Origin of the sequence: Sulfitobacter sp. CW3 (genome assembly GCF_019392245.1) — a bacterium.
Taxonomy (GTDB): domain Bacteria; phylum Pseudomonadota; class Alphaproteobacteria; order Rhodobacterales; family Rhodobacteraceae; genus Sulfitobacter.
In genome coordinates this window covers 647,838-674,526 of the sequence record NZ_JAHXRL010000002.1, presented here as the reverse complement: position 1 = coordinate 674,526, position 26,689 = coordinate 647,838, and the positions used below count along the sequence as shown (strand labels likewise).

Annotated in this window: 32 protein-coding genes and 1 pseudogene; 21 read left to right on the top strand and 12 right to left on the bottom strand. The window is 56.1% G+C overall.

What is annotated here, in order from left to right; translation table 11 throughout:
- The 7 genes and pseudogenes from KZZ06_RS06750 to KZZ06_RS06720 all read left to right on the top strand — a co-directional run.
- A pseudogene (locus KZZ06_RS06750) lies at positions 1-132 on the top strand (S-(hydroxymethyl)glutathione dehydrogenase); the annotation flags it as partial.
- Positions 133-137: 5 nt separating this feature from the next.
- Positions 138-962, top strand: coding sequence for an S-formylglutathione hydrolase (fghA, locus tag KZZ06_RS06745; protein ID WP_219579265.1), 825 nt, complete (start codon positions 138-140; stop codon positions 960-962).
- Positions 963-993: 31 nt separating this feature from the next.
- Positions 994-1,389 carry a cytochrome c family protein gene (locus KZZ06_RS06740; RefSeq protein WP_219579264.1) on the top strand — a complete coding sequence of 132 codons (396 nt, stop codon included), beginning with the start codon at positions 994-996 and terminating at the stop codon, positions 1,387-1,389.
- A gap of 125 nt (positions 1,390-1,514) precedes the next feature.
- Complete coding sequence (locus tag KZZ06_RS06735) at positions 1,515-3,317, top strand: methanol/ethanol family PQQ-dependent dehydrogenase (protein WP_219579263.1); 1,803 nt, start codon at positions 1,515-1,517, stop codon at positions 3,315-3,317.
- Between the two features lie 69 nt (positions 3,318-3,386).
- Positions 3,387-3,902, top strand: coding sequence for a c-type cytochrome, methanol metabolism-related (locus KZZ06_RS06730; RefSeq protein ID WP_219579262.1), 516 nt, complete (start codon positions 3,387-3,389; stop codon positions 3,900-3,902).
- A 28-nt stretch (positions 3,903-3,930) separates the two neighbouring features.
- Complete coding sequence (locus tag KZZ06_RS06725; RefSeq protein WP_257884218.1) at positions 3,931-4,728, top strand: substrate-binding domain-containing protein; 798 nt, start codon at positions 3,931-3,933, stop codon at positions 4,726-4,728.
- 20 nt (positions 4,729-4,748) lie between these two features.
- Entirely contained in the window at positions 4,749-5,282 is a 534-nt protein-coding gene (locus KZZ06_RS06720; RefSeq protein WP_219579261.1) for a PQQ-dependent catabolism-associated CXXCW motif protein, read from the top strand.
- On the opposite strand, the gene KZZ06_RS06715 is transcribed toward KZZ06_RS06720, so the two are convergent.
- The 3 genes from KZZ06_RS06715 to KZZ06_RS06705 are packed head-to-tail and all read right to left on the bottom strand — an operon-like array spanning position 5,283 to position 7,571.
- Positions 5,283-6,095 (bottom strand): quinoprotein dehydrogenase-associated SoxYZ-like carrier, encoded by an 813-nt coding sequence (locus KZZ06_RS06715; RefSeq protein WP_219579260.1) that lies wholly within the window; start codon positions 6,093-6,095, stop codon positions 5,283-5,285.
- Positions 6,092-7,009 carry a YncE family protein gene (locus KZZ06_RS06710; protein WP_219579259.1) on the bottom strand — a complete coding sequence of 306 codons (918 nt, stop codon included), beginning with the start codon at positions 7,007-7,009 and terminating at the stop codon, positions 6,092-6,094. The genes KZZ06_RS06715 and KZZ06_RS06710 overlap by 4 nt, the downstream gene beginning before the upstream one ends.
- A 16-nt stretch (positions 7,010-7,025) precedes the next feature.
- The gene (locus KZZ06_RS06705) at positions 7,026-7,571 is read right to left on the bottom strand and encodes an SRPBCC family protein (RefSeq protein ID WP_219579258.1); all 546 of its coding nucleotides are present in this window, start codon (positions 7,569-7,571) and stop codon (positions 7,026-7,028) included.
- A gap of 259 nt (positions 7,572-7,830) precedes the next feature.
- Between KZZ06_RS06705 and KZZ06_RS06700 the strand changes: the two genes are divergently transcribed.
- The 7 genes from KZZ06_RS06700 to KZZ06_RS06670 all read left to right on the top strand — a co-directional run bounded on the left by KZZ06_RS06700 (position 7,831) and on the right by KZZ06_RS06670 (position 13,096).
- On the top strand, positions 7,831-9,015 hold the full coding sequence (locus tag KZZ06_RS06700) for an ABC transporter substrate-binding protein (RefSeq protein ID WP_219579257.1): 1,185 nt from the start codon (positions 7,831-7,833) through the stop codon (positions 9,013-9,015).
- Positions 9,016-9,081: 66 nt separating this feature from the next.
- Positions 9,082-9,999, top strand: coding sequence for a PQQ-dependent catabolism-associated beta-propeller protein (locus KZZ06_RS06695; RefSeq protein WP_219579296.1), 918 nt, complete (start codon positions 9,082-9,084; stop codon positions 9,997-9,999).
- Positions 10,000-10,042: 43 nt separating this feature from the next.
- Positions 10,043-10,480 (top strand): hypothetical protein, encoded by a 438-nt coding sequence (locus KZZ06_RS06690; protein WP_219579295.1) that lies wholly within the window; start codon positions 10,043-10,045, stop codon positions 10,478-10,480.
- Positions 10,481-10,497: 17 nt separating this feature from the next.
- On the top strand, positions 10,498-10,746 hold the full coding sequence (locus tag KZZ06_RS06685; protein ID WP_219579256.1) for a PepSY domain-containing protein: 249 nt from the start codon (positions 10,498-10,500) through the stop codon (positions 10,744-10,746).
- A gap of 26 nt (positions 10,747-10,772) precedes the next feature.
- A complete protein-coding gene (locus tag KZZ06_RS06680; protein ID WP_219579255.1) occupies positions 10,773-11,738 on the top strand; it encodes an ABC transporter substrate-binding protein in 966 nt (321 codons plus the stop codon).
- 6 nt (positions 11,739-11,744) lie between these two features.
- Positions 11,745-12,500, top strand: coding sequence for an ABC transporter permease (locus KZZ06_RS06675; RefSeq protein WP_219579254.1), 756 nt, complete (start codon positions 11,745-11,747; stop codon positions 12,498-12,500).
- Positions 12,497-13,096 carry an ABC transporter ATP-binding protein gene (locus KZZ06_RS06670; protein ID WP_219579253.1) on the top strand — a complete coding sequence of 200 codons (600 nt, stop codon included), beginning with the start codon at positions 12,497-12,499 and terminating at the stop codon, positions 13,094-13,096. The genes KZZ06_RS06675 and KZZ06_RS06670 overlap by 4 nt, the downstream gene beginning before the upstream one ends.
- Before the next feature lie 27 nt (positions 13,097-13,123).
- Here the strand turns inward: KZZ06_RS06670 and KZZ06_RS06665 are convergent, their stop codons facing one another.
- The 4 genes from KZZ06_RS06665 to motA form a co-directional block, all read right to left on the bottom strand.
- Positions 13,124-13,819 carry a YoaK family protein gene (locus tag KZZ06_RS06665; protein ID WP_219579252.1) on the bottom strand — a complete coding sequence of 232 codons (696 nt, stop codon included), beginning with the start codon at positions 13,817-13,819 and terminating at the stop codon, positions 13,124-13,126.
- A gap of 88 nt (positions 13,820-13,907) precedes the next feature.
- Positions 13,908-14,339 carry a hypothetical protein gene (locus KZZ06_RS06660; RefSeq protein WP_219579251.1) on the bottom strand — a complete coding sequence of 144 codons (432 nt, stop codon included), beginning with the start codon at positions 14,337-14,339 and terminating at the stop codon, positions 13,908-13,910.
- Positions 14,336-14,605, bottom strand: coding sequence for a hypothetical protein (locus KZZ06_RS06655; RefSeq protein ID WP_219579250.1), 270 nt, complete (start codon positions 14,603-14,605; stop codon positions 14,336-14,338). The genes KZZ06_RS06660 and KZZ06_RS06655 overlap by 4 nt, the downstream gene beginning before the upstream one ends.
- Entirely contained in the window at positions 14,602-15,468 is an 867-nt protein-coding gene (motA, locus tag KZZ06_RS06650) for a flagellar motor stator protein MotA (protein WP_219579249.1), read from the bottom strand. Before motA ends, KZZ06_RS06655 begins: the two co-directional genes overlap by 4 nt.
- Before the next feature lie 95 nt (positions 15,469-15,563).
- Between motA and KZZ06_RS06645 the strand changes: the two genes are divergently transcribed.
- From KZZ06_RS06645 to KZZ06_RS06620, 6 genes are all read left to right on the top strand, one after another.
- Positions 15,564-16,676 (top strand): hypothetical protein, encoded by a 1,113-nt coding sequence (locus KZZ06_RS06645; protein ID WP_219579248.1) that lies wholly within the window; start codon positions 15,564-15,566, stop codon positions 16,674-16,676.
- Between the two features lie 188 nt (positions 16,677-16,864).
- Positions 16,865-17,299 (top strand): MucR family transcriptional regulator, encoded by a 435-nt coding sequence (locus KZZ06_RS06640; protein WP_219579247.1) that lies wholly within the window; start codon positions 16,865-16,867, stop codon positions 17,297-17,299.
- Positions 17,300-17,341: 42 nt separating this feature from the next.
- Positions 17,342-18,298: a flagellar motor protein MotB gene (locus KZZ06_RS06635; protein ID WP_219579246.1), complete on the top strand. Its 957-nt coding sequence runs from the start codon at positions 17,342-17,344 to the stop codon at positions 18,296-18,298.
- Between the two features lie 216 nt (positions 18,299-18,514).
- Positions 18,515-19,237, top strand: coding sequence for a hypothetical protein (locus tag KZZ06_RS06630; RefSeq protein WP_219579245.1), 723 nt, complete (start codon positions 18,515-18,517; stop codon positions 19,235-19,237).
- Positions 19,238-19,277: 40 nt separating this feature from the next.
- On the top strand, positions 19,278-20,480 hold the full coding sequence (locus KZZ06_RS06625; RefSeq protein WP_219579244.1) for a flagellar hook-length control protein FliK: 1,203 nt from the start codon (positions 19,278-19,280) through the stop codon (positions 20,478-20,480).
- Between the two features lie 10 nt (positions 20,481-20,490).
- On the top strand, positions 20,491-21,159 hold the full coding sequence (locus KZZ06_RS06620) for a flagellar hook assembly protein FlgD (protein WP_219579243.1): 669 nt from the start codon (positions 20,491-20,493) through the stop codon (positions 21,157-21,159).
- Positions 21,160-21,171: 12 nt separating this feature from the next.
- Here the strand turns inward: KZZ06_RS06620 and KZZ06_RS06615 are convergent, their stop codons facing one another.
- The 5 genes from KZZ06_RS06615 to flgF form a co-directional block, all read right to left on the bottom strand.
- A complete protein-coding gene (locus KZZ06_RS06615; protein ID WP_219579242.1) occupies positions 21,172-21,693 on the bottom strand; it encodes a hypothetical protein in 522 nt (173 codons plus the stop codon).
- 82 nt (positions 21,694-21,775) lie between these two features.
- The gene (locus tag KZZ06_RS06610) at positions 21,776-22,546 is read right to left on the bottom strand and encodes a flagellar basal body L-ring protein FlgH (RefSeq protein WP_219579241.1); all 771 of its coding nucleotides are present in this window, start codon (positions 22,544-22,546) and stop codon (positions 21,776-21,778) included.
- The gene (gene flgA, locus KZZ06_RS06605) at positions 22,543-23,202 is read right to left on the bottom strand and encodes a flagellar basal body P-ring formation chaperone FlgA (RefSeq protein ID WP_219579240.1); all 660 of its coding nucleotides are present in this window, start codon (positions 23,200-23,202) and stop codon (positions 22,543-22,545) included. Before flgA ends, KZZ06_RS06610 begins: the two co-directional genes overlap by 4 nt.
- Positions 23,202-23,987, bottom strand: coding sequence for a flagellar basal-body rod protein FlgG (flgG, locus tag KZZ06_RS06600; RefSeq protein ID WP_219579239.1), 786 nt, complete (start codon positions 23,985-23,987; stop codon positions 23,202-23,204). The genes flgA and flgG overlap by 1 nt, the downstream gene beginning before the upstream one ends.
- Positions 23,988-24,012: 25 nt before the next feature.
- On the bottom strand, positions 24,013-24,756 hold the full coding sequence (gene flgF, locus KZZ06_RS06595) for a flagellar basal-body rod protein FlgF (RefSeq protein WP_219579238.1): 744 nt from the start codon (positions 24,754-24,756) through the stop codon (positions 24,013-24,015).
- A 154-nt stretch (positions 24,757-24,910) separates the two neighbouring features.
- Between flgF and KZZ06_RS06590 the strand changes: the two genes are divergently transcribed.
- Positions 24,911-26,632: a hypothetical protein gene (locus KZZ06_RS06590; protein ID WP_219579237.1), complete on the top strand. Its 1,722-nt coding sequence runs from the start codon at positions 24,911-24,913 to the stop codon at positions 26,630-26,632.
- Positions 26,633-26,689 lie beyond the last annotated feature (57 nt).

The window sequence follows — 26,689 nt, the reverse complement described above, 5'->3', positions numbered from 1 at the left end:
GTCGACTGGTACATGAGCGGCAAGATCGAGATCGACCCGATGATCACCCACAAACTGACATTGGACGAAATCAACCATGGCTTCGAACTGATGCACCAAGGCAAATCAATCCGCGCCGTCGTGGAGTTTTGAAGAATATGGAGCTGATCTCGGAGAATCGGAGTTTTGGGGGGCGTCAGCAGGTTTTTCGGCACCCGTCGAACACCTGTGGATGCGAGATGACGTTTGCGGCCTATTTACCGCCGCAGGCCGAATTTGGCCCCGTGCCGGTTTTATGGTACCTCAGTGGCCTGTCCTGCACCCATGAAAACGCGATGACCAAGGCAGGTTTTCAGGAACACGCTGCCAAACACGGGTTGGCGGTGATCTTTCCCGACACATCGCCGCGTGGGGCGGGCGTCAGCGACGACGAATCCTATGATCTGGGGCAAGGTGCCGGGTTTTACGTCAATGCGACGCGCGATCCGTGGAAAAGCCATTACAGGATGTACGATTATATCGTGAGCGAGTTGCGGTCGGTCGTTATGTCGAACCTTCCGTTGCAGGACCGCCATGGCATTACAGGCCATTCGATGGGCGGCCTTGGGGCAATCACCATCGCCATTCGCAACGCCGATCTGTTTGAATCCTTGTCGGCGTTTGCGCCGATCGCGCACCCGACCCAATCCGATTGGGGCCGCAAACAACTAAGCGCGTATCTGGGCGACGACGAGAGCACATGGGCCGAATACGACGCGACCTTGCTGTTGGAAGAGCACGGTTGGAAGGGTGACATGCTGGTGGATCAGGGGTCACGGGATCAGTTTCTGGACCTGCTTAAACCCGAAGCGCTGGCAGACACGATGGCCCGTCGCAGGCAGCCGGGGCAGGTGCGGATACAAGACGGATACGACCATTCGTATTTCTTTGTGAACAGTTTCGCCGGTGATCATGTGGCATGGCACGCCGGACGTCTGAACTAGTTAAATAACGAAAGGCCCAGAAAGGCTTGATATGTTGAAAAAAATTGTTGCTGTTACCTTTTTGACGATGCTTCCTGTTGGTGCATTCGCAGATGTTGCTGGTGATGCGGAAGCGGGTGAAAAGGTTTTCCGCAAGTGCAAGGCCTGTCACGATGTGGGGGCGGAGGCCAAGAACAAGGTTGGCCCTGTCCTGAACGGGATCGTGGGCCGCGCTGTCGGCGCTGTGCCGGATTTCAAATATTCTTCTGTTCTGAGCGACATGGGCGCGGCCGGGAAAACCTGGACCCCAGAAGAGCTGACGGCGTTTCTTGAAAAGCCTCGCGACTATGCAAAAGGGACCAAGATGTCCTTTGCTGGGCTGCGCAAGGAAGACGACCGGGTGAACATAATTGCGTATCTCGCGACCCTCGAAGAAGGGGGATCGTGAGGCCAGAATTTCCTCGTATTGCCCAGGCTCAATTAGGGTGAACGGAGAAGAACTGATGCATTTCCCTGTGTTGGGACTGTGCGTCATTTAGCGGCAATACCGCCGCATACTAGGGAGGTACTTTGATGAAAAGGCTATCGCTTTTAACGGCTGGGATTGCTGTTTGTGTTGCCGGTATGGCATCTGCAAACGACGATCTGATGACCCAGATGAGCAATTCTGCTCAATGGGCCATTCAAACCGGCGACTATAAAAACCAACGCTACTCAGAACTCAATGAGATCAACGCGGACAACGTTGATGATCTGCAAGTTGCGTGGACGTTCTCAACCGGTGTTTTGCGCGGGCACGAAGGTTCGCCGCTGGTGATCGGGGATATGATGTATGTCCATACACCGTTCCCCAATATCGTGTATGCTCTGAACCTTGCTGACGAAGGCAAGATCGTTTGGAAATATGAACCCAAGCAAGACCCGGATGTTATCCCGGTCATGTGTTGTGATACCGTAAACCGCGGCGTGGCATATGCGAACGGCAAGATCTTCTTGCATCAGGCGGACACCAAGGTTGTCGCGCTGGACGCAAATACAGGCGATGTCGTCTGGGAAGTTCAAAATGGTGACGCGGCGATTGGCGAAACCAACACTGCCACGGTTCTGCCCGTCAAAGACAAAGTCATTGTCGGTATTTCGGGTGGTGAGTTTGGTGTGCGTGGGTCGGTGACAGCGTATAACATGGAAACAGGCGCACAAGAATGGCGCGCCTATTCGATGGGGCCAGACAGCGACATCCTGATTGATCCGGTGAACACCACGCATCTGGGTCAGCCTGTTGGCGAAAACTCGGGTACGAACACTTGGGAAGGCGATCAATGGATGATTGGTGGCGGCACCACGTGGGGCTGGTACTCGGCTGATATGGACGAGAACCTGTTCTACTATGGCACCGGTAACCCGTCGACATGGAACCCTGCCCAGCGTCCTGGCGATAACCGCTGGTCCATGACAATCATGGCCCGCGATATCGACACAGGTGTGGCCAAGTGGTTCTATCAGATGACCCCGCATGATGAGTGGGACTTTGACGGCATCAACGAAATGATCCTTTCGGAGCAGGAAATTGATGGCGTGGAGCGCAAGCTCTTGACCCACTTTGACCGTAACGGTCTGGGCTATACCATGGACCGCGTATCGGGCGAGCTGTTGGTAGCTGAGAAGTTTGACCCAGCAGTCAACTGGACCACAGGCGTTGATATGGATCCAAGTTCGGATACCTATGGTCGTCCTGCGGTTGTTGCTCAATACTCGACCGAGCAGAACGGCGAAGACGTCAACTCGACCGGTATCTGTCCTGCGGCCCTTGGGTCCAAGGATCAGCAACCTGCGGCGTATTCGCCAAAGACCGAGCTGATGTACGTTCCGACCAACCATGTGTGTATGGACTATGAACCATTCCGCGTCAGCTATACCGCTGGTCAACCTTATGTGGGTGCCACATTGGCGATGTATCCTGCCCCTGACAGCCACGGCGGCATGGGTAACTTCATCGCGTGGGACAACACCAAAGGCGAGATCAAATGGTCGCTGCCCGAGCAGTTCTCGGTATGGTCCGGTCCTTTGGCAACGGCGGGTGACGTCGTGTTCTACGGCACACTCGAAGGTTATCTGAAGGCTGTGCACGCAGACACCGGCGAGGAACTGTACAAGTTCAAAACCCCGTCGGGCATCATCGGTAACGTGATGACCTACGAGCATGCTGGTAAGCAGTATATCGGCATCTTGTCAGGTGTTGGTGGCTGGGCCGGCATCGGTCTGGCGGCTGGTCTGACCAACCCTAACGATGGTCTGGGTGCTGTGGGTGGTTATGCCGCTCTTAGCGACTACACTGCCTTGGGTGGACAGCTGACAGTGTTCGCACTGCCGAACTGATACACCAAAACCACTAGATGGGCGCGGCCTTGCGGTCGCGCCTGCATCAAAATGAAAAAGGCGAGACGAATGAACACCACAGGAAGATTGTTGGCCTTGTTCCTTGCAGCAGGCATATCGCAAACCGCCATTGCTCAGGACATCGACAACCTGACAGCCGCCTATAACGAGGACGGCAAGTATTTTACCGAAGATGATGTGCCGACGTACAACGTTCAGGAAGATGGAACCATTGATTGGCCCAGCTATTCTGGCTTTCGTCGCTATCATTCCGAATGCCATGTCTGCCATGGACCAGAGGGCGAAGGGTCTTCCTATGCCCCGGCGCTGAAGAAGTCAGCCATCGACATGGACTACTATGATTTTGTGGATGTCGTCGTGAATGGACGCACGCGCGTTGGTGCTGCGGAAAATTCGGTGATGCCGTCCTTTGGGAACAACCCAAATGTGATGTGCTATCTTGATGATATCTATGTTTACCTAAAGGCACGCGGTGCCGAGACGATACCGCGCGGTCGCCCCCGCAAGAAAGAATCCAAACATGAAGCCATTCGCGAAGCCGAAAATGTGTGCTTGGGGACATAGGTTTTTAGCCCTGTTGGTGACCCTTATCATGGGGGTCACTTTTGCAGGTGTGGGACAGGCGCAAACGTCTGATCTGGTGTCCGGCAACGCATTGCGGGTGTGTGCGGACCCTGCGAATTACCCCATGTCGGCCAAAGACGAGTCAGGCTTTGAAAACGATCTGGCCAAACTTGTCGCCGATAAACTGGGCCTGCCGCTGCAATACACATGGTATCCGATGGCGACGGGGTTCATCCGTAACTCGCTGGGGGCCAAGAAATGTGATCTGGTGATTGCCTATGCGCAGGGTCACGAGCTGGTCCTGAATACCAATCACTATTTCACATCCGTTTACGTTCTGATCGTACCCAAAGACGGTGATTTGGCGGGGGTGGAAACGCTGTCAGATCCGGCGCTAAAGGGGCGGCGTATTGGCGTTATTGCGGGTACACCGCCGTCCGCGCATATGGCGCGCAACGGTTTGATCGGCAAAGCCAAACCCTACAACCTAGTCGTTGATCGCCGTCACGCAAGCCCCGCCGAAGACATGCTGTCAGATTTGGAGAACGGCGACATTGACGCGGCGATCCTGTGGGGGCCATTGGGTGGGCCGCTTGTCCATACGGATCATCCCGATTTCAAGCTGGTTCCATTGATCAAAGAACAACTGCCGCCCCGCTTGTTTTACCGGATTACCATGGGTGTGCGTCAGGGCGAGAAAGTCTGGCAGCGCAAGCTCAATTCGCTGATCCGGCGCAATCAGGACGAAATCAACGCGTTGCTTCATAACGCCGGGGTGCCATTGGTTAACGATCTTGGGACGGAGGTTCTGGAGGTTTCGAATTGAAACGGTTTTTAGCAATCGCAATGCTTTCAATCTTGCCTCAGACCGGTGTGGTGGCGCAGCCGGTGCCGGAACCTTCAGACTACCGCATGGACCACTATCGAAGCCCGGTACCCAGTGTGCTGTCCGGCGGAACGGTCGTCGGCCCGGAAGAAGCCTATGATATATGGCGCGCGGGCAAGGCTGCCTTTGTAGATGTATTGCCGCAACCGCCCAAGCCGAACAATCTGCCCAAAGGCACGATCTGGCGCGATAAACCGCGTCATTCGATCCCCGGGGCAATCTGGCTGCCGAATGTTGGATACGGTGCCATTGCCGATGTGACAGCGCAGTACTTTCGCACAGGATTGGACAGCGCGGCACAGGGCGACACGGCGCATCCGGTTGTTTTCTTTTGCCTCGAAGATTGCTGGATGAGCTGGAACGCCGCCAAACGTGCTATAGAATGGGGATATACATCCGTCTATTGGCTGCCTGAAGGCACCGATGGCTGGGCATTATGGGGCTATCCGCTTGAACGGGTCGAACCTGCACCGGGTCAGCCGCAAACGCAGTGATCAGAAACCGGCAAGATCCTTATGTACCGTGCTGATGGTGCCATCTGTGTCGGTCATTGTGACATCAACAGATCGGGTGCTTTGCGGGACAGCTAACCCGACACGCGGATTTTCCGATAACGAGATCGATCCGGTCATATCCACGAACCCCGCGCCATCCAGGTCAATCTCGACCTTATCAACATAGCGCATGGGTATGAACAAAAGCGATATTTGATCCATCTGCATGCCAGACAGCGAGGGGTGCGAAATATCCACATCCATCCGGCTTAACCGCGACGCAAGGCTGGTCAGCGCACCACTGGCCAGCCCCGGTTTTTTGTTCGTGACGCTGATGTTCATCTGCCCCAGCGTCGCAAGGGCAAGTTCGGGATCGGTGCCGGGTGGGGCCGCGCAGGCCCCCGTGCCGGATGTCTTAACAAAGGTTTCTGTGACAAACAGCCGACCGTCTGTGGTTTCTGCAATCACATGCAGCGGGGTTGGCCCGTTCACGCGCATGGTGATGTCAAAATAGAAACTTGGCTGGGGTGTATTCAGCGCAAAAACAGCCGAAACCGGCATGGGGTTTTCATCCAGAACCACGGTGATTTTGCCCAGGTTCACACCCTGCGGTGCCACAATCTGTGCCGCCAAATTCGTACGCGCATCGTCAGCAGTGCGGTAGGGCGCATCAATCGCAATGAACTGCGCGCCGTCCAGCATTGTGCGTTCGCCATAAAGCTGGGTTTTGACCGCATCCCACGATTCACCACTGGCAAAGACGGGCAGTGCGGTCGCGCAGATCAAGGCGGCGGTTAACGCAATTCGTTTCATTTGAAGTCCCTCTGAACAAACTCCCCGAAAGCGCGGGGACCATCGCAGGTCTCGATCTCTTTTATCACAGAAAGCGTACCTGCGTCGATTATTGTGACTGAATTGTCGAACCAATTGGCGACAATGATGGATTGGTCGTCGGTGCTTGTGTCGATCCCTTCGGGGTATTCACCGGATGGCAGGGTGGCGATGGTCTGGAAAGTGCTGGTGTCAACGACGCTGACCGTGTCGGCATATTGATTGGTGACAAAGGCCCTACCTTGGGCAAAGGCGACGCCATAGGGGCGTTCCCCCACGGCAAACGTCGCGACTGTTTTGTCCATCTGCGGGCCAATAACCGTGACATCGTTGCTGCCGACATTCGCCACAAATAACCGGCCATCCGGCGCAAACCGAAGACCGAACGGGCGGCTTCCCACATCAATGCGGCGATGCAGGGTCAGGTTATCCGCGTCAAAGATCGATACTTGATCCGCGTCCCTGTCTGCCGAAGCAAGAAAACGACCATCGTCTGACAGGGCCAGTCCGGCAGGGGCCGCACCTGTCGACAAATCACCCAAATGCGCCAGATCGTGTTCCGCCAGCACCCAGATCCGCGCGTTGTACCAATCCGAGACAAACAGCCGCCCGCGCGCGCGATCATGTGTGACACCAATCGGCCCGCCCTCAAGCTGGATTTCTGCTGTGACCTTGCCCGTGGCAGCAGCATGACGCCGCACGGTTTTACTGTCGGGTGCGACGGTGAAAACATCGCCGCCCGCCACCGCAACGCCTGCAGGTTTTCCGGGCACCGACCATCGTGAGATTTGCGTGCCAGCGTCCAGATCTAGCACACTGACACCATCGCCGTTCTGGCAGGTAACAAAGGCCAGATCACCCGCGGTTGTCGGCGCTGCAACAAGGGCCAAACCCATTGCTGCAGCAACCAACCTAACTGGCAGGCGCACCGAACTTCTCGACCAGTGCGTCCAGACCGGATTGATATACGCCGGTCACAGCTGCAATCGCCGCCGCATCGCTCAGGTTTTCGGGCGGATCGTTATTGGGGTAACCGCGATAGAATGCGCCGCGCCATTCGATCAGCGACCCGCCCCCATCGCGGGGTTTGACCGTCAGGTGCGACGAATAATTCGTGACCGGCAGAACCTCCACCAAGACATCGGTGATCCGGTAGGAATAGCTCATCTTTTCGGCGCTGTATTTGTACAGGACTTCCGAAATCGTCGGGTCGCCTGTCGCGGCTAACGTCAGCACGCGGGTGGCATCAACGTCATTGCCGTTTTCCCCGACCGACGATCGCACCGCCGGATGCCAGGACATGTCCTGAAAATTCCCGACAGTGGCCCAGACCGTGGCGGGGTCTGCGGCGACCTCGGCGGTTATGGTGACCTTTTGCCGTGTGGGGCCGTGGGCCTGTGCCACGACGGGCAGCATTGATGCCGCCGCCAAAATCATCAAGAATTTCCGCTTTTGCATTACTTCTCCTCCACAAAAAAGCTGTTCTTCGGACGATAGCGCATGTCGCGCGTCTGTATGCCCACCATCGTCGCCAAAGGGGGATGAAAACATAAAGCCAGCCGCATAACACCGTTCTTAAAAAATAAGAGTCGAGCTCTATCGTGGCCCTGTTAGGCTGATTGTCACAACCCGGCCAAAAGTATTGGTTCACGCGCCCCTGCAATCAGTGCGTAGTGCAAGAACCCAACACCTAAGGTCGGGGAGGGAGGTCTTTGTTTTGAAACTTCACACGCTGTTCGCAGCAGCAGTCGCCCTATTTCTATCGACCGAAGCGGCAATCGCCGTCGAGGTAAAAGCGGCGGTGCTGCGGATAGACTACCCCAGTTTACTGCCCATCAGCCGCTATGATTTGCGGCCGTCGGATATCGGTTTGGCCGGGGCTGTTTTGGCGGATGAGGACAACGGCACCACGGGCAGTTTTCTGGGACATACATATAAAACAACGACGCGCGCCGTGCCCCCGGCAGAGGCCGACAGCGCATTAGAGGATATGCTGACCGACGGTATCCGGCTGATCGTGATCGCAGCGCGCAAAGAGGACCTGCTGCGGCTCACGGACAGGGCCGCACAAAACGGGGCGCTGGTGTTCAACGCGACCACCCCCGACAATGATTTGCGCAGCGAGGGGTGCCGCGCCAACCTGCTGCATGTTGCCCCGTCGCATGGCATGATGGCAGATACCGTGGCGCAGTTCGCCGTCTGGAAAAAATGGCGTAACTGGTTCCTGATTTCAGGATCAAACCCACAAGATATCGCGCTGGCAGATGCCTATCGCAAAGCCGCACGCAAATTCGGGGCCAAGATCACCGAAGAACGTTCCTTTGAGGATACGGGCGGGTCGCGGCGCACGGATTCTGGCCATGTATTGGTGCAACGGCAATTGCCGGCCTTTACCCAAGGTGCCGCAGAACATGACGTTGTGATTGCCGCCGATGAAACAGATTATTTTGCACGCTACCTAAGCTATCACTTGTGGACACCGCGCCCGGTTTTGGGGTCTGGCGGGCTGGTCCCTGTGACATTTCACGGTGCGCACGAGGCATGGGGTGCCACGCAGTTCCATACCCGGTTCGAGGGCCTGACTGGACGGTATATCAAAGCCGAGGATTACAATGTCTGGCTGGCCCTGCGGATCATCGGAGAGGCGGTAACCCGCACCTCAAGCGCTGACCCGAAAACCGTACGCGATTACGCGATCTCGGACGAGTTCGAGCTGGCTGCATTCAAGGGACAAAAAGTGACCTTTCGCGATTGGAACGGTCAATTGCGTCAGCCGGTCCTTTTGTATGATGGGTCCATTACCGTCAGTGTCAGCCCGCAAGAAGGGTTCCTGCACCAGACCTCGCCGCTTGATACGTTGGGTCTGGACCGCCCTGAATCCGGCTGCACCGCATTTAATTAATTGGAGTTTGCATTGAGACACCATTTTCTAGCCACGGTTTTGGCCCTTCTGCCCGCCTTTCCTGTGATGGCAGACAAGGCGTTTGTATCTAATGAACGCGGCAACACGATCAGCGTCGTGGATACCGCGACATGGGAGGTCATCCACGAATTTTTCGCGGGAAACAGGCCGCGCGGGATCACGGCCAGCCCTGATGGGACCAAGATTTACGTCTGTGCCTCTGACGACAGTCTGGTGCGGGTGTTTGATGCAAAAACCTATGAAGAACTGCCAAGCCTGCCCTCTGGCCCGGACCCTGAATTGTTCGTGCTCGAGCAAAGCGGCAAGCGGCTGTATATTGCGAACGAGGACGACAATCTGGTGACGGTGACGGACACCGACACCCGTACCGTGATCGCCGAAGTTCCCGTCGGGGTAGAGCCCGAAGGCATGGGGCTAAGCCCGGATGGGAAATTTGTGGTCAACACATCCGAGACCACCAATATGGCGCATTTCATTTCGACGGATGATTACAAGATCAAACATAATGTGCTGGTCGATCAGCGGCCTCGCTATGCGCAATATTCTGGTGACGGGAAACTGCTTTTCGTCACCTCTGAAATCGGCGGCACGGTGACGGTGATGGATATCGCCGAGGATGGAACACCAACGGTTAAGGGCAAGATCACCTTTGAAGTTGCGGGCGTTCAGGCCGAGTGGCTGCAACCCGTTGGCGCGCGGGTGACGTCTGACGGCACCCGTTTGTTTGTGGCTTTGGGGCCTGCAAACAGGGTGGCTGTGGTTGATGCCAAAACACTTGAGGTGCTGGATTATATTTTGGTGGGTCAACGTGTCTGGCAACTTGGGTTTACGCCGGACGAAAAATATCTGCTGACCACCAACGGCAATTCCAACGATATTACCGTGATTGATGTCGCCAAGGAAAAAGCGATCAAATCAGTGCAAGTGGGTCAGCAGCCTTGGGGTGTTGTCGTCGTGAAATGACCTGACAAACGGATGCAGATGCCAAAATTAAGGGAAACAGATGATGAAAAAAGCAATGATAGCTGCGGTTTTTGCCGCATTGGCCGCGCCAGCGATATCGGCACCGCTTTGCAATGACATGGGGTTTGCCGGGCTTTTGGCGAAATGCAATCGGGGCGAAACGATCAACCTGTTGCTCGCCTCTGGGCAACCGTTAGGGCAAGACGTTCAACTGCAATCCGGGGCCTATTACAAGCTAGAGATCACGGCAGACGGGTCCGCTGAGCTTGCCGTTGAGGGCCCCAGCTTTTTCCGCGCGATCTGGATGAACGAGATCGTAATCAACAAGATCGAAATTCGACCGATGGCCATCGACAGTATCGAATTCGACAAGGCAGGCACGGTCGAGCTGTCCTTTATCGCCATTCAACCCGGAAACCATGTTTTGCGCATTCCCGGCAGCACCGGGGACAGCCAATCCGTGACCATTTCCATTCAATAACAATCTTGGAGGATAAGATGAAAAAACTTGTTTTGATGATCGCTATTTGTGTCGCGGGTCCGGCGCTGGGCAGTGACGAGGTTGACGCCGAAACCGTCCAAAAGATCGAGGCGTATCTTGCGTCGATTGAGTGCCAGATGGACCCCGATGATATCGAGGTCGAGGATGGCGGTTATGAATTGGATGATGTGATCTGCAAAGGCGGTCTTCAGTTCGATATCGTGTTGGACAAGGACCTGAACGAGGTTTCGCGCCGCGCAGAATAGGCCCACCTATCGATAAGGATAAACCCATGCGACTGATCCACTTTGTATGCGCCCTTGTGGGCATGCTGTCAGTGCCGGCCTTTGCGCAAGACCTGCCAACCATCCGCGCTGCCGTCCTCAAGATCGGGACGGTGAATTGGGAGCTGGCAACGATTTCTGCGAACGGGTTGGATCGCAAGCACGGCTTTATTCTTGAGGTGCAGCCCTTTGCCGACAATGGTGCCACGCGCATCGCGGTCGAGGGGAATGTGGCGGATATGGCCGTTGCTGATTGGGTCTGGGTCGCGCGGCAACGGGCGGCTGGCAAGGATTACGTCTTTGTCCCATATTCGAAAGCTGTGGGCGGGATTGTGGTGCCCCAAAGCAGCAGCGCGACATCGCTCAAGGATCTTGTGGGCGGTAAAATCGGCATCGCTGGCGGCCCACTTGATAAATCATGGCTCATCCTGCGCGCCTATGCCCAGCAGGCTTACGGCATCGACCTTAAGGCAGAGACAGAGCAGGTTTTTGGCGCGCCCCCGCTGATCTTCAAGACCGCGATGGGGGGCGAATACGCCGGTGCAATCAACTTTTGGCACTTCCTTGCCAAAAGCAAGGCCGCCGGGATGAGAGAGCTTATTTCCGTTCAAGAGGCCGGTAGCGCGCTTGGCCTGGATGCAAACACCCCGCTGTTGGGATACTATATGAAGGACAGTTTTCTGGCGCAGCATCCCGGGCTGGCTCAGTCGTTTTTCAATGCCAGCCGTGACGCCAAGGATCTGCTTGCCAGCTCTGATACCGCGTGGGATGCTATCCGCCCTATCATGAAGGCCAATTCTGATGCGGAATTTAACCAGCTCAGGTCCGACTGGATTTCGGGCATTCCCGAACGGGCACCCGTTAATCAGGCAGCTGTCGACAAAATGCTGACGCTGATGAATACCCTCGGCGGCGCTGAGCTGGTGGGCAAGGCAACGTCGGTGCCCGCTGGCCTGTTCGCCGACGTAAACTGACCGACGATGCAAAGTCCTTACACGCGCCTGACGCCGCTTTTTTCGATCTTAGGTTTGTTGGCTCTTTGGAGTGTGGCCGCCCTTCTTACCGGTGATGCGCAGGTGCTGCCGCCGCCGTGGGGGTTGCTCGGGCCGTTCCAGCAGGAATTGGCATCGGGTGAACTGATCCGACATTTGGGCGCGACCCTATCGCGCGTGATTTGGGCGTTTTGCCTTGCGATGATATTGGGCGTGTCGCTGGGCCTTGCGATGGGCCGTTCTGCACGGTTGAATGCCTGGCTGGACCCGTGGTTGGTGATCTTTCTGAATTTGCCTGCGCTGGTGCTGATCGTGCTGTGCTATCTGTGGATCGGCCTGACCGAAGCGGCCGCAATCATCGCCGTCACCCTGAACAAGGTGCCAAATGTCGCCGTGGTGTTGCGCGAGGGCGCGCGCGCATGTGATCCGGCGCTTGATGCATTGGGCCAAGTGTACCGGATGCCGTGGCGGACCCGCATGCGCCATGTGTTATTTCCGCAGCTTGCACCGTTTATTGCCGCTGCCGCACGGTCGGGCGTGGCGGTCATCTGGAAAATCGTGCTTGTGGTTGAATTTCTGGGCCGTTCATCCGGTGTGGGTTTTCAGATCCACCTTTATTTTCAACTGTTCGATGTCGCGATGGTGCTGGTTTACGCGCTTTCTTTCATCGGTGTGATGCTGCTGGTCGAATGGCTGATCTTGCAACGGCTTGAACGGCACGTCAGCAGATGGCGGCGCGCATGATCAAGGTTGATATTCAATCGAAAAGCTTTGGCGCGGTGCCCGTTCTAGGGGCGATCCGTTTCGATGTTTCCCCCAGCCACACAGTTGCGCTTGTGGGCCCGTCTGGCGTTGGTAAATCAACGTTGCTGCGCATCATTTCGGGCATTGATACGGATTTTGAGGGTGCTGTTACCCGGCCCGAAAATCAGGCCGTCGTTTTCCAGGAACCGACGTTGCTGCCATGGCGGTCGACCCTTGAAAACCTGCGGATCATTCATCCCGAACTGTCCAAAAAACGTGCGCTGGATATGCTTGAACGTGTGGGTCTGGGCGGGGCGGGGGCATTATTTCCCGGTCAGCTTTCACTGGGTCAGCAGCGCCGCCTGTCGCTGGCCCGCGCCTTTGTCGGTGCGCCTGAAATGCTGATTATGGATGAACCGTTCGTTTCGCTTGACCCTGAGACGGCTCAAATCATGTTGACCCTGACAAAGGAACTGATCGCCGAAACCCGCCCCGCGACGCTGTTTGTGACACATGATAGCCGAGAGGCTGACGTTCTGGCTGACCGTGTTCTTAGGCTGCAAACCGGCTCGCAGGGGGCAATATTAACGGCATAATGCCTGCCGTTCTTGCAAGGTTGATAGCTAGGGGCGATGGGCACGAAGCGCTTCGGGTGCGGCGATGAGCAAGAGTATCGCGGCGGCGATTGCAAACATCCAATATCCGACAAACCCGAACAATACTGCGCCGCAGACACCCCCCATCGCAAAACAGGCAAGGGTCAAGCTGTGAAGGCTAAGCTTGGGAAGCGCATCTTGCCGCGATGCATCCCCGTCGACCAACGCGGCCAGTTCGATCCCTATGTCGGTCGCCATGCCTGACACATGGGTCGTGCGTACCCGTGCCCGCGATATCATGGTGGTAACGCCATTCTGAAGCCCCATCACAAAGCTTAAGACCACGACCAGAAATGTCTCATGCATGCCCACGGGGGCCAGTACGAGCATCGCGCTGAGCAGCATAAGAATGACGGCTTCGGCGGCAATCGCCAGAGCATAGATCGAACGTATTTTCCTGCGTTCGCCGGTTTGGATCGCAAGGGCAGCCACGCCCGCCCCGCATATAAAGGCCACGACCAACCCCGCAAATGACAACGCTACAAACACTGCACCATTCGCAAGGGTATCTGCAAAGGCCGAGATATTGCCGGTCATGTTCGCGGTAAAGGATCCCGCAATCAGGAACCCTACGGCGTTCAGCGCCCCGGCAACCGACGACAACAGCCCGGCCAGCGCGAGATCGATATTTGCAGTACGCTCATCGCCAACTCTGATCAGCATTTTTGAGCCTTCTTGGTGGGTTTGGTTGGATGATAGGGTACTCTTCCAACCGAGGCAAAGCAGTTTGGCACACGCGGCCCTAGTGGCGTCAGACCCCCGAGGTGTTTTGCAGCCAGATAGACAGAAAACCCTCGTCTTGTGCGGCGGTTGCGGCGTCGTCGGACGCGCGTTTGCGTGCCTCTGCGCGGCGATTTCTGATCAGGTCGATGCGCTTTGCGTCTGCGAACAGATCGTTCAACTGCCTGTGAATGTCGGCGCTGTTTTCCCGCAGGCGACGCGCCTGTGTTTCCTTGTGATGGATCGTTGCTGAAACATTGCGAATGAAATCAGACAGGACGCGCGTGGCTTCTACCGCGTCGGGATCGCCGCGATCATTCAGTTGCTCCATCAGCGCTTGCCGTTCGGCTTCGATGAGGCCAAGGGCGCGGTTCACCTCTGCCATCTCTAGTGCCACATTTTCAGTCTCGTGGCGTTTGAGCCGCGCCAGCACCGCCAGCCCATCGGTACGCCGAGACGTCATTCTTCGACGTGCTGCGAAAACACGATCAACCGGTCACGCATACGGGCAAGGATATCTGCATCAAGGATGTCCATTCCGTCTGGAAGGGGAACATGCCCGATCACCCCATGATGCCGCATTGACGCGGGCAGGGGTGGCCCGGTCGTGATAACCTCGGTGGTGTCTTCTTCTTCCGCGGCTTTGGTGGCCCCTGAAGCGTGGCCAATGTCTGGCACAGTCCAAATGGCGACCAGCGCCAACACCGCCAAAAGAACGCAGCCCCTCATACGACGGGCAGTTCCCGTTGCGACGCCTCGACGCTGGAAAACCCGGGCTGTTTGGTTGTGGGAATATTGCCGCGGCCCAGTTCGATACAGACGCCGGGCGGGTGGCCCGCGACAATCGCCACGATGATATCACGGATCACAGTATAGATCGCGCCGTCTTCTTCTTCGATTTGTTCCAGGCGGCCCGCAATGGGTTGAACCATGCAATAGGCAAGGAAAACCCCAAGGAATGTACCAACAAGCGCCCCACCGATCATCGCGCCAAGGATTTCCGGCGGTTTGTCGATAGACGACATGGTTTTAATCACGCCAAGCACAGCGGCAACGATGCCGATTGCAGGCAGACCGTCGGCCATGCTTTGAATTGCGCGGGCAGACACCAGTGTTTCGTGGTGGTGTTTTTTGATCTTCCGGTTGATGACGTCTTCCATTTGAAAGCGGTCATCAAACTGCATCGACATAATGCGAAAGCTGTCGCCGATCAGGTCAGTCAGGAAGTGATCCTTCATCAGCTTGGGATACCGCTGAAAAATCGCGCTATTTTCAGGGCTTTCGATGTGCTCGTCCATCGCCACGATGCCTTTGGTCCGGTACAGCCGGGCCAATTCGAACATCAGGCTTAATAGATTATTGTAATCGTCGGCCTTCCAGCGCGGCCCTTTGAACACCCGCATCACCCCGGACAACGACGATTTCACCACCGCGAATGAATTGGCAATGACAAAGGCACCCAGAGAGGCCCCGCCGATCATCATGCCTTCGTAGGGAAGAGCGTGAAGAACGATGTCCATGTTGCCGCCTGACAGCATAAAGCCGCCAAAAACCAACCCAAAGACCATAACAAGGCCAAGCAAGAGTGTCATTGAGGTACGCGCCTCCAAGTAAAACTATTCTTAGTTTATCCTTGAGTAGTAGCGGTTCTACAAGTATTATATCCAAAAGAACTTGGATTTATTCAATGAATAGTGATTTTTTAGTCAAGAACCGTGCGTTGGGGGATGCGCAAGCGTCCTCCGAAGTGGATGCGTTTGCCTATTTCGTTGATCCAGCAGAGCTGTCCCTTCTTGTGCCGGGCTGGCCTGCCGAGATGCGGCTGCTGCTTTGCATGGATTCGGCAGAATTGTGCGAATTCGTCGTTTTCCACGATGATGAGGAAGATGCTGTCTTTGAACGTGTCGCCGAAATTCTGGACAGGCCGCTTGGTTCCTTTGCGATTAGTCCCGAGGTCGCGGGCCACCCTGGCCGCCGCTTGCTGTTCTCCGAAGAGAACGCATTGCTCAAGGCGATACAGGACAGCGACAGCCTAAAGGAAATCGCGGCGGACTATTTGATTAACTACGATTTCGCCCTCGAAGAGGGGTTGGATTTCGATGCGCTCATGCGCCCGAGGCGGAGCGCCGAGGACGATCAGGTGTTGCGTGTGACTACCGACAAAATATTTCCGTTGGCCTCAAAGAGCGCGCGCAAGAAACGCAAAGTGCAATCGGGGCCACCCGAAGGTTATGGTTCTGTCGACGAGGCGGCACCGGAAGAGTGTTTCTATCTAAGTCTCGAGATGTGGCTTACTGGGGGCCGCATCCGCATCGCGGCCAACTCTGACCAGCCGTTGCCGATGGTGCCGAACTTGGCCCGCGAGGTCGCGTTTCGCGATGATTTCTCGTCTGTATATATCCCGCGCAACATTTTGCCTGGGCACTGGCACCCCGAAGACCAGATCGTCATCGACATCCCTGCCGAATTATTTCCTGCCGGTTTCTCGGACAATTGCGTGCACCGCAAAGTGCAGGTCGCGGTGATGCCCCGGGGTGTGTTTGTTGAATTTGGCGCACCCGTTCGTGCGTCAGACGCCGCTGATACGATGATGGCCGAGGGTGATGTTACCCAGGTTTTGCCCACGTCAAACGGGCGCAAACAGCCGTTCAGAAACTTTTACATACCGCTCATCGCGATTGCGGGGCTGGGTGCAACCGGCTTTTTCAGCACAATTATCGCGCAGACGACTGCGACAGAAGTCGCAACTAAGCTCCCAAAAACAGCAATTTACGGAGCGATACCCCAGTCGCAGCCATAACGCGATCCGACAGTTTGAGCAAAAATATGCTTGTCGTAGCTTGTTATTGTTACAAAAACAGTCCGAATCATGTTAAGAATAGATCGCAAAGTCGTATTTATCTTTGTGACATATAAAGCAGAGCTCGAATTTGAGCTTTTATTGAACTTGCAGAAGGCAAAACTAACTCATCCAAGGAAAGTTTCCTCATGCCTACCCTGATTACAAAAAATAACCTAAGCGATACCGCGATTGCGTCTATCGCAGCGGGATTTGCAAGTCGTTCCGATGTTTCTATTGACGATATTCTGACACTTGTTGAGCGGTTGATGGCAATTACGCCCGAAGCCGGTACACGTAGCGCGCCAAAATCCAAAGCAATTCCGGCCACGCCTGCCGAGCAGAAAATGACCCAAGACACGATCTTTTGTCTGTGCTGCGGTAAGGGCTTTAAGATGCTCAAACGTCACCTTGGAGCAGAGCACGGCCTGACCGAAGAAGAATACCGCGTCATGTTTGATCTGTCTGCCGATACGCCGCTGGTTGCGCCAAGCTATAGCAAGCGAAAGGCTGAATACGCCAAGAGTTCCGGGTTGGGAAAGTACACCCGGGACAAGTTCGGCAAAAGCGCAGAGATCTCTTAATCCGGTGGTCTGACTGTCCATGACGCGTCCGGAGATATCCTTGTGAGCAATAAGAAAAACGAGACCGTCATCATCAAGCGCTATGACGAGGCGGGCGGTCACGCCCACCATGGTGGCGGTTGGAAGGTGGCTTATGCCGACTTCATGACCGCCATGATGGCTTTCTTTTTGCTGTTGTGGATTCTTGCCGCTTCGGACGAAGAAAAACTGCGGGGGTTGGCGAATTATTTCACGCCCACCCTGTCTGATGGTGGTGCCGCATCGGATGCGGCTGCGGATTTGCGGCCACTGACGGCACCAGGTGTGATGACCGGCGGCGTTGAAAATACCGGCAGCATAAAAGCGCCCAGTTTCGGGCGTGATAATCCGATGATGGTGTTCGACAGCCGCCTGCGCGACCGGCCTGCCGAGGTTATCGTCGAATATGCGGACGAGCCGGAGCCGTCGAAGACACCCGATCCCGCCAAAGCAGAGGACCCATCTAACCCCGCAGATGTTTTGGCGGCCCAAGAAGCCGATACGCGACGCCGCGAGATTGATCGCATGGCCGAAGAGATCGCCGATCGCATCACCTCTGACGCGGGTCTGCGCGATCTGGCGCGCAACGTTCGGTTGGAAAAATCCGACGGCGCGCTGACGGTTCAGGTGCTGGATCAGGATGAACGGTCGTTGTTCGAAACCGGCAGTTCCGAGATTAGCGAGAAGACCCGCAAGCTGCTGGAGGCGATTGGCGGGGTTATCGCATCCCAGTCAGAGCCGGTCGAGATTGTCGGACATACGGACGCTGCCACATATGATGCCGCGACTGGTTATTCTAACTGGGAATTGTCGGCGGATCGGGCCAATGCAACGCGAAGAATGTTGATGGAAGCGGGCATATCATCTGCACGATTTATGCGCATTTCCGGTGTGGCAGACACCCAGCCGATCAATACTATGGATCTATTTGCACCGGAAAACCGCCGCATTTCGATTAAGTTACTGTACCAGGCGGAATGATGGCGCGTGATATACAGCATATCCAACACACATAGATATTGAGTGTTAATGGTTTCGTCGTAACAAGATAAGCTAAATATTTTCAAAAAGTGAATTTTTCGCACTAGGCGAATGATTCGGAAAGCTTTACACTTCTTGCGAGAACTGTCGATCAAGGCTCATACCGCTGCCTAATTTGGTGTGTTTTGGATCGAAATAACCAAGGTGGGGGCCGAGGTGTACGAGAAATTTGTTATTGGGGGCATCTGGAAAGGTGCCTGTTACTCAGGCAATGCTGCAGATAATCAGCTTTTGAAAACGTGGATCCGTGCGCTTGTCCCGGTTCAAACGTCTATTTTCGAAATGCACGGGTGGTCGTTTGACCCTGCGGCGATGCCGGAAGACGTTGAGCCGTTTCCCGGTATTTGCCTTGGTGATATCCTTGCCGAAGAGTTGGACGCCGATGTGCCTTATGGGTCGATCGTTGTTATCCGAAGCCAGAACGCGTTTCCGAACCTTTCGCAGGCCGCTGGTCGGCTTGTTGGTGAAATTCTGTTGCGTGTTGTCGGGCGTGGTCTGTTCCCGCTGATCGACGAGGACGGCCTGCTTTATGCATTGGGTTTGGCGTATTATCGCGCCGCGTCAGCAAAAGAACTGGTGCAACTGGGGCTGGAGCCATCCGCGTTTCAGGCGGGACTGAATGCGGTTCTAACGAAATATTGGGCGCAACCTTGCGAGGATGGTGGCCTCTTTTCCTCTGGTTTGACCCCAAAGAACCAACCTGTCCAGCGGCGCGAGTTTATCCGGCGCAACATGGCGACGCCTTCCTTGGCTGCGCTGAACGATTTTGATGTCAGACCGACGCTTAACCAATGGACGTTGAAATTAAAGATGCTGATCGGTGGCGATCCTGGGCGTATTGCGCAGCCCCCGCTACATGGCAATGTTGGGATCGCCTGAACGAAACCTCATTCGCCGATCACAGACACGGAGGGCAAATATGATACCCCAAGCACTGCCCGCAAATACCCCGCAAAAAACCGCCGGAGCCGGTGCTGCGCCCGATGCCGGTAAGGCATCCGCGTTTGAATTGCTGATGCAACAGACGACTGCGCTGCAATCCCCCGAGGGGTTGCAGGCATCGCTTCAAACGGGCCCGCAGACAGGGCTGCCGACCGAGGCCGCGCCGGAATTGACACTGCCCGAAGGGATCGACCTCGATACTGCCGAAGGGTTGGTAGCGTTGCTTGATCACATCATTACAGAGCTTGAAAACGGCGGCGAACAGCTGACCAGTACCAAGGTGTTGGCAGAGTTCGCAGAGGCATTGGGCGCGGAGCCTGCCCTGACCATCGGCGAACTGGCGGCGGTCGCGCAGTTTGCGGATACCACGCTTGAGGCAACATTGACCGAGCGTATTGCCAATGCCGTGCAAACAGCGACGCCAATCAGTCAGTTAAGCATCGCTGCGGCTGGGGTGCCTGCGGTCGATCGTTCAGCAACACCAAAGACCGAGGCCGTGATCGCTGCTGACAAGGTGAACGCCGCCGCTACCACCATGCCGCTGCGTGATTTTTCTAATGAAAACAAGGTACATGAAACACCCTTGGCAATGACTTCCCCTGACAAAGTCGTCGCGAAGGACGCCACGATTGCGGTGCCTGGTCAGACGGGAACCGTCGTCGTCGATGGCGCGCGCGACCTGTCGCAGGCGACGGGCAGCGTTCAACTGCCGCCCGAAATACACCGCAGCACCCCGACAGCCGAAAGAATGCCAGCCCCCTCAACAGCCGCGGATGTTCAACTGCGCCAGCACGTCGCGCAGCAGATCCGCACGGTTGAAACGGGTGATTCAAAGTTCCGCTTTTCGCTTTCGCCCTACGGCATGGGCGAGATCGAAGTCGAGATCGGGCGCTCTGAAAACGGGCGGGTGCAAATCTCGATGGTTACGGAAACCGCATCGGTCCTAAATGTGCTGCGTCAAGATCGCGAACAGTTGCTGGACGCGCTGCAATCGCGCGGTATCGCAGCCGAGAATTCGGATCTGGATTTCCAGACCTTTGGCGAGCGGGGTCGCAATGACCAACAACAGCCTGAAAACGGTCTTTATCCCGATCACGCCGAAGCGCAGGGCGACAGCAATGAACCCGTGCAGGTGCAGGGTCCGTCAACTGGTACGGGATTGCTGGATATCCTAACCTAAAGGAAAAATCATGATCGACGCCACCACTACGAGCAACCTTGCCGCAACAAGCAGCACTTCTGCGTCTAAGACCGCTACGACCGAGCTCGAGGAAAGCTATAACAGCTTTTTGACCTTGTTGACGGCACAGATTTCCAACCAGGACCCGCTGGAACCGGTGGATTCAACGCAGTTTGTGTCTCAGTTGGCGCAGCTGACGCAGGTCGAACAAAGCATCGCAACCAACGCCAATCTGGAATCAATCGGCAGTATGCTGTCTGCGGTGGCGGCTATGTCTGATCTTCAGCTGATTGGCCGCGATGTTTTGGTCCCCTCGGACCAGGTCCGCATGACTGAGACGGAATTCCCGCTGAGCTATCAGGTGGCTGCCGGTGCGTCTGAGGTGAAGATCAAGATTTACTCCGACGGAAACTTGGTTCGCGAGCTTAACGGTCCCTCGACCACTGAAGGTGAGCTGATCGATGTTGCGTGGGATCGTCTGGATGCGGTGGGTTTGCCAGTGCCACCCGATACGTTTCAGGTGGAGATCACAGCCAGTGACGAGAATGGCGATCCCGTCGGCGTTACCAGCCTGACCAAGGCCGAGGTCGAACGTGTGGACTTTACCGTGCGGGGGCCTGAGTTGCAGTTAAGCAATGGTGAAACGGTACTGTCACAGGTCGTTCAGTCGGTTCTCTGATCCGAAACCAGATCAGAGCCGGGCGATGTCTTGCTTGAACAGCGATACAAACAGGACATCCTCGACGCCCTCGTAATCCTTGCTCAGCAGATCGCGGATCAACGCTGACAGCGCGTCACTGTCGATCGCCACACCGCGCAATACCGCGCCTTCGGCAGCCAAGTTCATTGCCGTCAAAAGGGAATCGCGAAGCCGCGTGGCATCTTCCACACGTTTGTAGCGCTCTGCAAATTCGAGGTTTTCCAGCTTCAACGCAAAGTCGGCCACGACATAGGAAACGCTATTGGCCTTTTCGACCGGGATTGTCATTTGCCCTAGGCGAATGATCGTCCGGTCTTCTGCCAGCACATGCCCGATGCTCACTTCTTCTTCGACGTCCTGTGTGTCTTCCGCCGCGCGGTGACCCGTGTCTGTTATACTGTCGGCAGCGGCGTGGCTTTCGGAGGCGGGCGGAGCCAACACCATTCCGGTTGCATAGCCGCCACCCAAACAGGCCAAAGGCAGCGCAATAATAGCGATTGCAAGTTTGTTCATGATCGACCTTTCCACAAATGCTTAAGCAATTGATACCGGTCGATTGAGACAGTTTTCGTCTAACTTTGTGACTTAGTTATGGTTAATACGGAAGGATAACATCCAAGGCATCTTCGCCATAACTGCGCTGTTGAGTACGCGAAATAGTGCCCCGTCCACCATAGGCGACACGGGCCTCGGCGATCTTTTCATACGAGATCGTATTGTCATTCCGGATGTCTGCCGGACGAACGATGCCAGCCATACGCAGCTCTCTCAGCTCGTGATTCACCTTAATTTCTTGACGTCCAGCAACAACCAGCGTGCCGTTGGGCAATTTCTCGATCACCAGCGCCGCGACTTTCAGGTCGACCTGTTCGTTACGATTGATCGCGCCCGAACCGCTGGCCTGAGTTTGCGAATTGATGTCGACAATGTCGCCAGTCGGCAAATCGTCCCGGCTGATTCCGGGCAGAATTGAGGCGATCTTTGCCCCATAGCCGAAGAATGTCGGAAAACCGATCGTGCTGCCGCCGTCACGTTGGCGGTCGGTTGAATTGCTCAGTTGGGCGCTGTCGTCGATCGAAATGATGACGGTAACGATATCGCCCACATCGTCCGCCCGCTGATCTGCAAACAGCGGTTCGCGCATGTTCGAGAAAAGCGAAGCCCTGGCACTGCCTGTGCGCGGGGCCGCCATTGTGACGGCGGGCATTGGTACTTGCACGCGTGCGACCTCGGGAATGGTGTCACCATCCACCACAAGATCCGAGGTTCTGGGTTCACGGTCAAAATGCTTGGAGGCATTGCAGCCCGTCAGGACCAGAGCCGAGCCAATGAAAAGAGCAGTTGTATGGCTGCGTAGGGAAGTCATCGTTTGATCTCCACGGTGCCATCGCCGGTGGCGACAGCAGTGACCGTTTTGTTGCTAATAAGGTTTACGATACGAATTTCTTGACCGCGGTGCGCATCGCTGAGCGCGCGTCCGGGGGATGACAGCGCCAAAATCCCGTCACTGAAATGGATTTCGACACGGTCACCGCGGCCGATGATCAGGGGTTGAATGATGGATTGGGCCTGGATCGGACGCCCCGGCGACAGGATGCGGCGCACCTGTTTGCCAACGACCTCGGTCGCGTCTGTGACGACATAGCTGCCGATCCGCCCCATAGGAAGCCGTACCATGGCCAGATCGGCTTCGCTCACGATCTCATCGGGCAACAACCGGCGGTTCGGCACAGGCACGGGCACGGTGATCTGTGCCAGCCCAGCGATCCGTTGGATGTCGCCGTTGCTGAGCACCGCATTTGCCAAAAACTTGCCGGTGCGCACATCCATCCAGAATTCCGCCAGCGTTACGACGTCACCCAGCAGCGTATCCTTAACAGTGATGTCGAATTCGCCCGCGTCTGGCAGGTCGCTGCCATAATCGGCGCGCGCGCGTTCCTCGATCAGCACGTTGATTGGTGCCGACAGGGCCGGGCCTGCCAACATCACCAGCGCCATAAGGATCGCAGCGAGGTATCGCATTAGCGGATTTGGTTCGCCGAGGACAGCATCTGATCAGCTGTTTCGATGGACTTTGAATTCATCTCATAGGCGCGCTGCGCCGAGATCAGATCGGTGATCTGCTGAATCACGTTGACGTTGGACGCTTCGAGATAGCCCTGCCGGATCAGTCCGGTGCCGGGATCACCGGGGTTCACTGTCTGCGCTTCGCCCGATGCTTCAGTGGCCAGCAAGAAGTTGTTGCCGACCGGACGCATGCCGGGTTCGTTGATAAAGGTCGCAAAGGTCAGCTGGCCCAATTCCACCGGTACGGGGTCATTCTCGACATAGGCCATGACGATACCTTGTTCGTTGATATCGACCGATGTTGTATTTTCGGGCACGACAATGCCGGGATCAAGCTGATAGCCCTGCATCGTTACGATCTCGCCCTCGGCGGACAGCTGGAAAGAACCATCACGCGTGTAAGCCTGGCTGCCATCCGGCATCAGAACCGAGAAATAGCCGCGTCCGTCGATGGCGACATTTAGCGAGTTTTCAGTAGATACCATGCCGCCTTGGGTGTTCAGCCGCACTGTGCCGGCAGTTTGCACCCCCAACCCGATGTCAATGCCGACAGGGCGGGCCGACCCGGTTTCGGACGTCAACGCACCTTCGCGTTGCATGGATTGATAGATCAGATCCTGAAAGGCCGCGCGGCTTGATTTGAAGCCCGTGGTATTGGCGTTCGCGATGTTGTTGGAAATGACATCCACATTGGTCTGTTGAGCCATCATGCCGGTTGCGGCGATGCTAAGTGCCTTCATCGTTTCACTCCTTCCGTTAGGGGGGTCAGACGCTTTGCCCGATCCGCTTTAGCGCGTCGCGGCGCAGGGTGTCTGAATTGCCCATCAGGGCGTTGGTGCGCTCGTAAGCGCGCTGCACGTCGATCAGTCGCGTCATTTCCCGAACCGGGTTGACGTTGCTCATTTCCAAGGTGCCTTGCATAACCTGTGTAGATGCGGCCGGTTTCGGTGCTTCGACACCTTCGGGCGCTGTCAGCATGCCAAATCCGGCCCGTTTGTAGCTTTGGATCTCGGGGATGTCGAAAACGCCGATACGCGCCAATGGCCCGGTACCAACGCCCGATATTGTACCGTCTTCGGAAATGGTCAGTGCGCCGATACCTTGGGTTGGCAATATGATCGGTGCCCCCCCTTCGTCGAGCACCTTTGCGCCGGAAAGCAGGGTCAGATTGCCTTCGGGATCAAGTGTAAAGCTGCCGTCCCGACCAAAGGCTTCCTGACCTTCGGCTGTTTGGTAGCTAAACCAGCCATCGCCGTGCAAGGCCACATCCAGCGGATTGCCTGTCTGCGTCAAGGCACCGGGCCGGGTGTCGATATAGGATCCTGTATCGCTGACGAATGCTGCCGGGTCCTGGCCTGCGCCCGCATCTTTTTGCAGAAGGCTTTCGAACACAACATGTTCGCCCTTGAACCCAGCGGTACTGGCATTGGCGATATTGTTCGCCGTCATGTCTAGCTGCCGCTGCAAGGATGCGGCTAGGGACATACCGATATGGCTGGTTTCTGTCATCAGTGACCTCAAGGTTAGCGAGCGAAATGTGGCAACATTAAGAGACAGTGTGAAATAAAGAATGGACCTTTACAAGAATAAATTGCATCTATTCATATAAATGATGCACAAAATTAACATTGTTCTTGCTTTTTTCTTGCTGTTGGCACCGCCGGTGTGGGGCCAAGAGGAGGATGTCTTTGCGCCTTTGAAACTCGTGGATTTTGGGCAGCGCGACCTTTTGGAGGCGCGGCGATCCCTTCTGCTAGAGATGGTCACGCCAGCCCTGCACGAGGACGCAGCACCATCTACCGAAGCGCACACGCGCGTGTATCTTGATCTCGCAGAGCTTCACCTGGCCAAGATGATGCGGTTCGAAGCTGAGGACTATCTGGCGGCGGTCGATGTTAAAACCGCGTCGCCAGAAGCGCAACGGCGGCACCGCACCTTGCAGCTCGCGCTTGATTTGTTGTCAGAGCGGGCGGCGTTGGGGCAGGCGGTATCGCGTTCCGTCGGCTGGACCCAAGGACAAGCGTTGCGCACCGCAGCCTTTGCCCGGCTGGGCGAGAACGACGAAGCCGCGAGGCTGCTTCCCGTCACCATCGAGGCGTTGTCCGCGCTTTCACCCGCCATGACGGCGGCGATCCTGCCCGATCTGTTTGAGGCAGCGATTGCAGCAGAGAACTGGGAGGTAGCCGAAGCGCTGGCCGCGCGTTTCCCCGATCACGCCGAGCTGCGCGATGCCGCTGCGTACCGGTTTCTGCTGGCACGTACGTCCGAGATTTCGGGTGATTTGCTGATGGCTTATGACGGGTATGCTCATGCAGCAGGGGGCCGCGATGCTTATGCGCATCGGGCGCGGCTGGCGATTGTGCAGATGGGGCGGCGCACCGACACATTGCCCCTTGAGGATGCTGTCGCGCTTTTGAAGACGGCCAGATGGGCATGGAGCGGAGACGTATTTGCCAAAGAAGGGGTGGCGCTTTTGGCGGATTACACCTTGGAGCTTGGTGATTATCAGACAGCATTATGGGCATTGGGCCAGTTGCTGACCGAAGCGGAATCGCCCAAAGAGGCCGAGGCAGTGCGCGAGCGTGCCAGAGAGGCAATCGAAAGTTACTATCAGGCGGGAGCCGCTGGCGATCTTAATCTGGCAGAGTTTATCAGTGGGCATGCGGCCATTATGGCGGGCTGGCGCTACGATAGTGGCTTTGTCGAAAGCGCCGTGGCACTGCCGCAGACACTTCTGAGTTCCGGCATGACAGCCCTTGCCGCGCGAGAGTTTCGAAACCTGCGCACGATTGCCGAAGCTGCCGAAGAGTTGGAGCTGTTTACGCCTGATCCCGAATTGATCACACACCTGTTCCGCGACGAGGCCGGTGCGCTGCTTGCTGGTGGGCAGGCGGATGCGGCTGTTGATTTGCTTGGGGGTCTTGCGCCAGGGCAGGGCGACGATGTCGAAACGGAACGCCTGCTTATTCAGGCATTAAGTCAGGCAGGCAGGTCGGATGAGTTGGCCGATTGGCGTGGTCGCGCGCTCGACATAGACTCGCGGCGCAGCAGGGCAGTCGCATTGTACGAGACCCGTAAGTGGGCCGCCGCACGTCAGGCATTGCTTGAGCTGTGGGACGCCTATCCGGCGCAGTTCAGCTTTTCCGATGCCACCCGTCTGACGCTTGCGGCGTACGAGCTTGGCGACGGGGTGACTGTCAGCAGGGCTATGACTGCATTTCCATCCCTGACGGATTTGCCCGGATGGACCGAAATCGCAATGCGGCTTGAGACTCAGGGACCGCCGCCCACTGACCTGAACACCGACACGATCCGTTCAAGCGTGGATAGCGCCAACCGTGTTCTGGACGCAGTAAACGAAGTCAGCGATACCATGTACAAATAATATCTTATGTAACCTATCAAGTTTATTCTTGATTTATATTTATAAATTTGCATTAAT

Coding starts and splice junctions, on each gene's coding strand:
- fghA (WP_219579265.1), top strand. CDS start 138: ATGGAGCTGATCTCGGAGAATCGGAGTTTTGGGGGGCGTCAGCAGGTT.
- KZZ06_RS06645 (WP_219579248.1), top strand. CDS start 15,564: ATGAATAGTGATTTTTTAGTCAAGAACCGTGCGTTGGGGGATGCGCAA.
- KZZ06_RS06735 (WP_219579263.1), top strand. CDS start 1,515: ATGAAAAGGCTATCGCTTTTAACGGCTGGGATTGCTGTTTGTGTTGCC.
- KZZ06_RS06710 (WP_219579259.1), bottom strand. CDS start 7,009: ATGGGTTTGGCCCTTGTTGCAGCGCCGACAACCGCGGGTGATCTGGCC.
- KZZ06_RS06680 (WP_219579255.1), top strand. CDS start 10,773: ATGCGACTGATCCACTTTGTATGCGCCCTTGTGGGCATGCTGTCAGTG.
- KZZ06_RS06655 (WP_219579250.1), bottom strand. CDS start 14,605: ATGAGGGGCTGCGTTCTTTTGGCGGTGTTGGCGCTGGTCGCCATTTGG.
- KZZ06_RS06740 (WP_219579264.1), top strand. CDS start 994: ATGTTGAAAAAAATTGTTGCTGTTACCTTTTTGACGATGCTTCCTGTT.
- KZZ06_RS06720 (WP_219579261.1), top strand. CDS start 4,749: ATGCTTTCAATCTTGCCTCAGACCGGTGTGGTGGCGCAGCCGGTGCCG.
- KZZ06_RS06690 (WP_219579295.1), top strand. CDS start 10,043: ATGAAAAAAGCAATGATAGCTGCGGTTTTTGCCGCATTGGCCGCGCCA.
- flgF (WP_219579238.1), bottom strand. CDS start 24,756: ATGACAGAAACCAGCCATATCGGTATGTCCCTAGCCGCATCCTTGCAG.
- KZZ06_RS06640 (WP_219579247.1), top strand. CDS start 16,865: ATGCCTACCCTGATTACAAAAAATAACCTAAGCGATACCGCGATTGCG.
- KZZ06_RS06685 (WP_219579256.1), top strand. CDS start 10,498: ATGAAAAAACTTGTTTTGATGATCGCTATTTGTGTCGCGGGTCCGGCG.
- KZZ06_RS06665 (WP_219579252.1), bottom strand. CDS start 13,819: ATGCTGATCAGAGTTGGCGATGAGCGTACTGCAAATATCGATCTCGCG.
- KZZ06_RS06615 (WP_219579242.1), bottom strand. CDS start 21,693: ATGAACAAACTTGCAATCGCTATTATTGCGCTGCCTTTGGCCTGTTTG.
- KZZ06_RS06695 (WP_219579296.1), top strand. CDS start 9,082: ATGGCAGACAAGGCGTTTGTATCTAATGAACGCGGCAACACGATCAGC.
- KZZ06_RS06705 (WP_219579258.1), bottom strand. CDS start 7,571: ATGCAAAAGCGGAAATTCTTGATGATTTTGGCGGCGGCATCAATGCTG.
- KZZ06_RS06610 (WP_219579241.1), bottom strand. CDS start 22,546: ATGACTTCCCTACGCAGCCATACAACTGCTCTTTTCATTGGCTCGGCT.
- KZZ06_RS06625 (WP_219579244.1), top strand. CDS start 19,278: ATGATACCCCAAGCACTGCCCGCAAATACCCCGCAAAAAACCGCCGGA.
- motA (WP_219579249.1), bottom strand. CDS start 15,468: ATGACACTCTTGCTTGGCCTTGTTATGGTCTTTGGGTTGGTTTTTGGC.
- KZZ06_RS06675 (WP_219579254.1), top strand. CDS start 11,745: ATGCAAAGTCCTTACACGCGCCTGACGCCGCTTTTTTCGATCTTAGGT.
- KZZ06_RS06730 (WP_219579262.1), top strand. CDS start 3,387: ATGAACACCACAGGAAGATTGTTGGCCTTGTTCCTTGCAGCAGGCATA.
- KZZ06_RS06715 (WP_219579260.1), bottom strand. CDS start 6,095: ATGAAACGAATTGCGTTAACCGCCGCCTTGATCTGCGCGACCGCACTG.
- flgA (WP_219579240.1), bottom strand. CDS start 23,202: ATGCGATACCTCGCTGCGATCCTTATGGCGCTGGTGATGTTGGCAGGC.
- KZZ06_RS06670 (WP_219579253.1), top strand. CDS start 12,497: ATGATCAAGGTTGATATTCAATCGAAAAGCTTTGGCGCGGTGCCCGTT.
- flgG (WP_219579239.1), bottom strand. CDS start 23,987: ATGAAGGCACTTAGCATCGCCGCAACCGGCATGATGGCTCAACAGACC.
- KZZ06_RS06725 (WP_257884218.1), top strand. CDS start 3,931: ATGGGGGTCACTTTTGCAGGTGTGGGACAGGCGCAAACGTCTGATCTG.
- KZZ06_RS06620 (WP_219579243.1), top strand. CDS start 20,491: ATGATCGACGCCACCACTACGAGCAACCTTGCCGCAACAAGCAGCACT.
- KZZ06_RS06660 (WP_219579251.1), bottom strand. CDS start 14,339: ATGACGTCTCGGCGTACCGATGGGCTGGCGGTGCTGGCGCGGCTCAAA.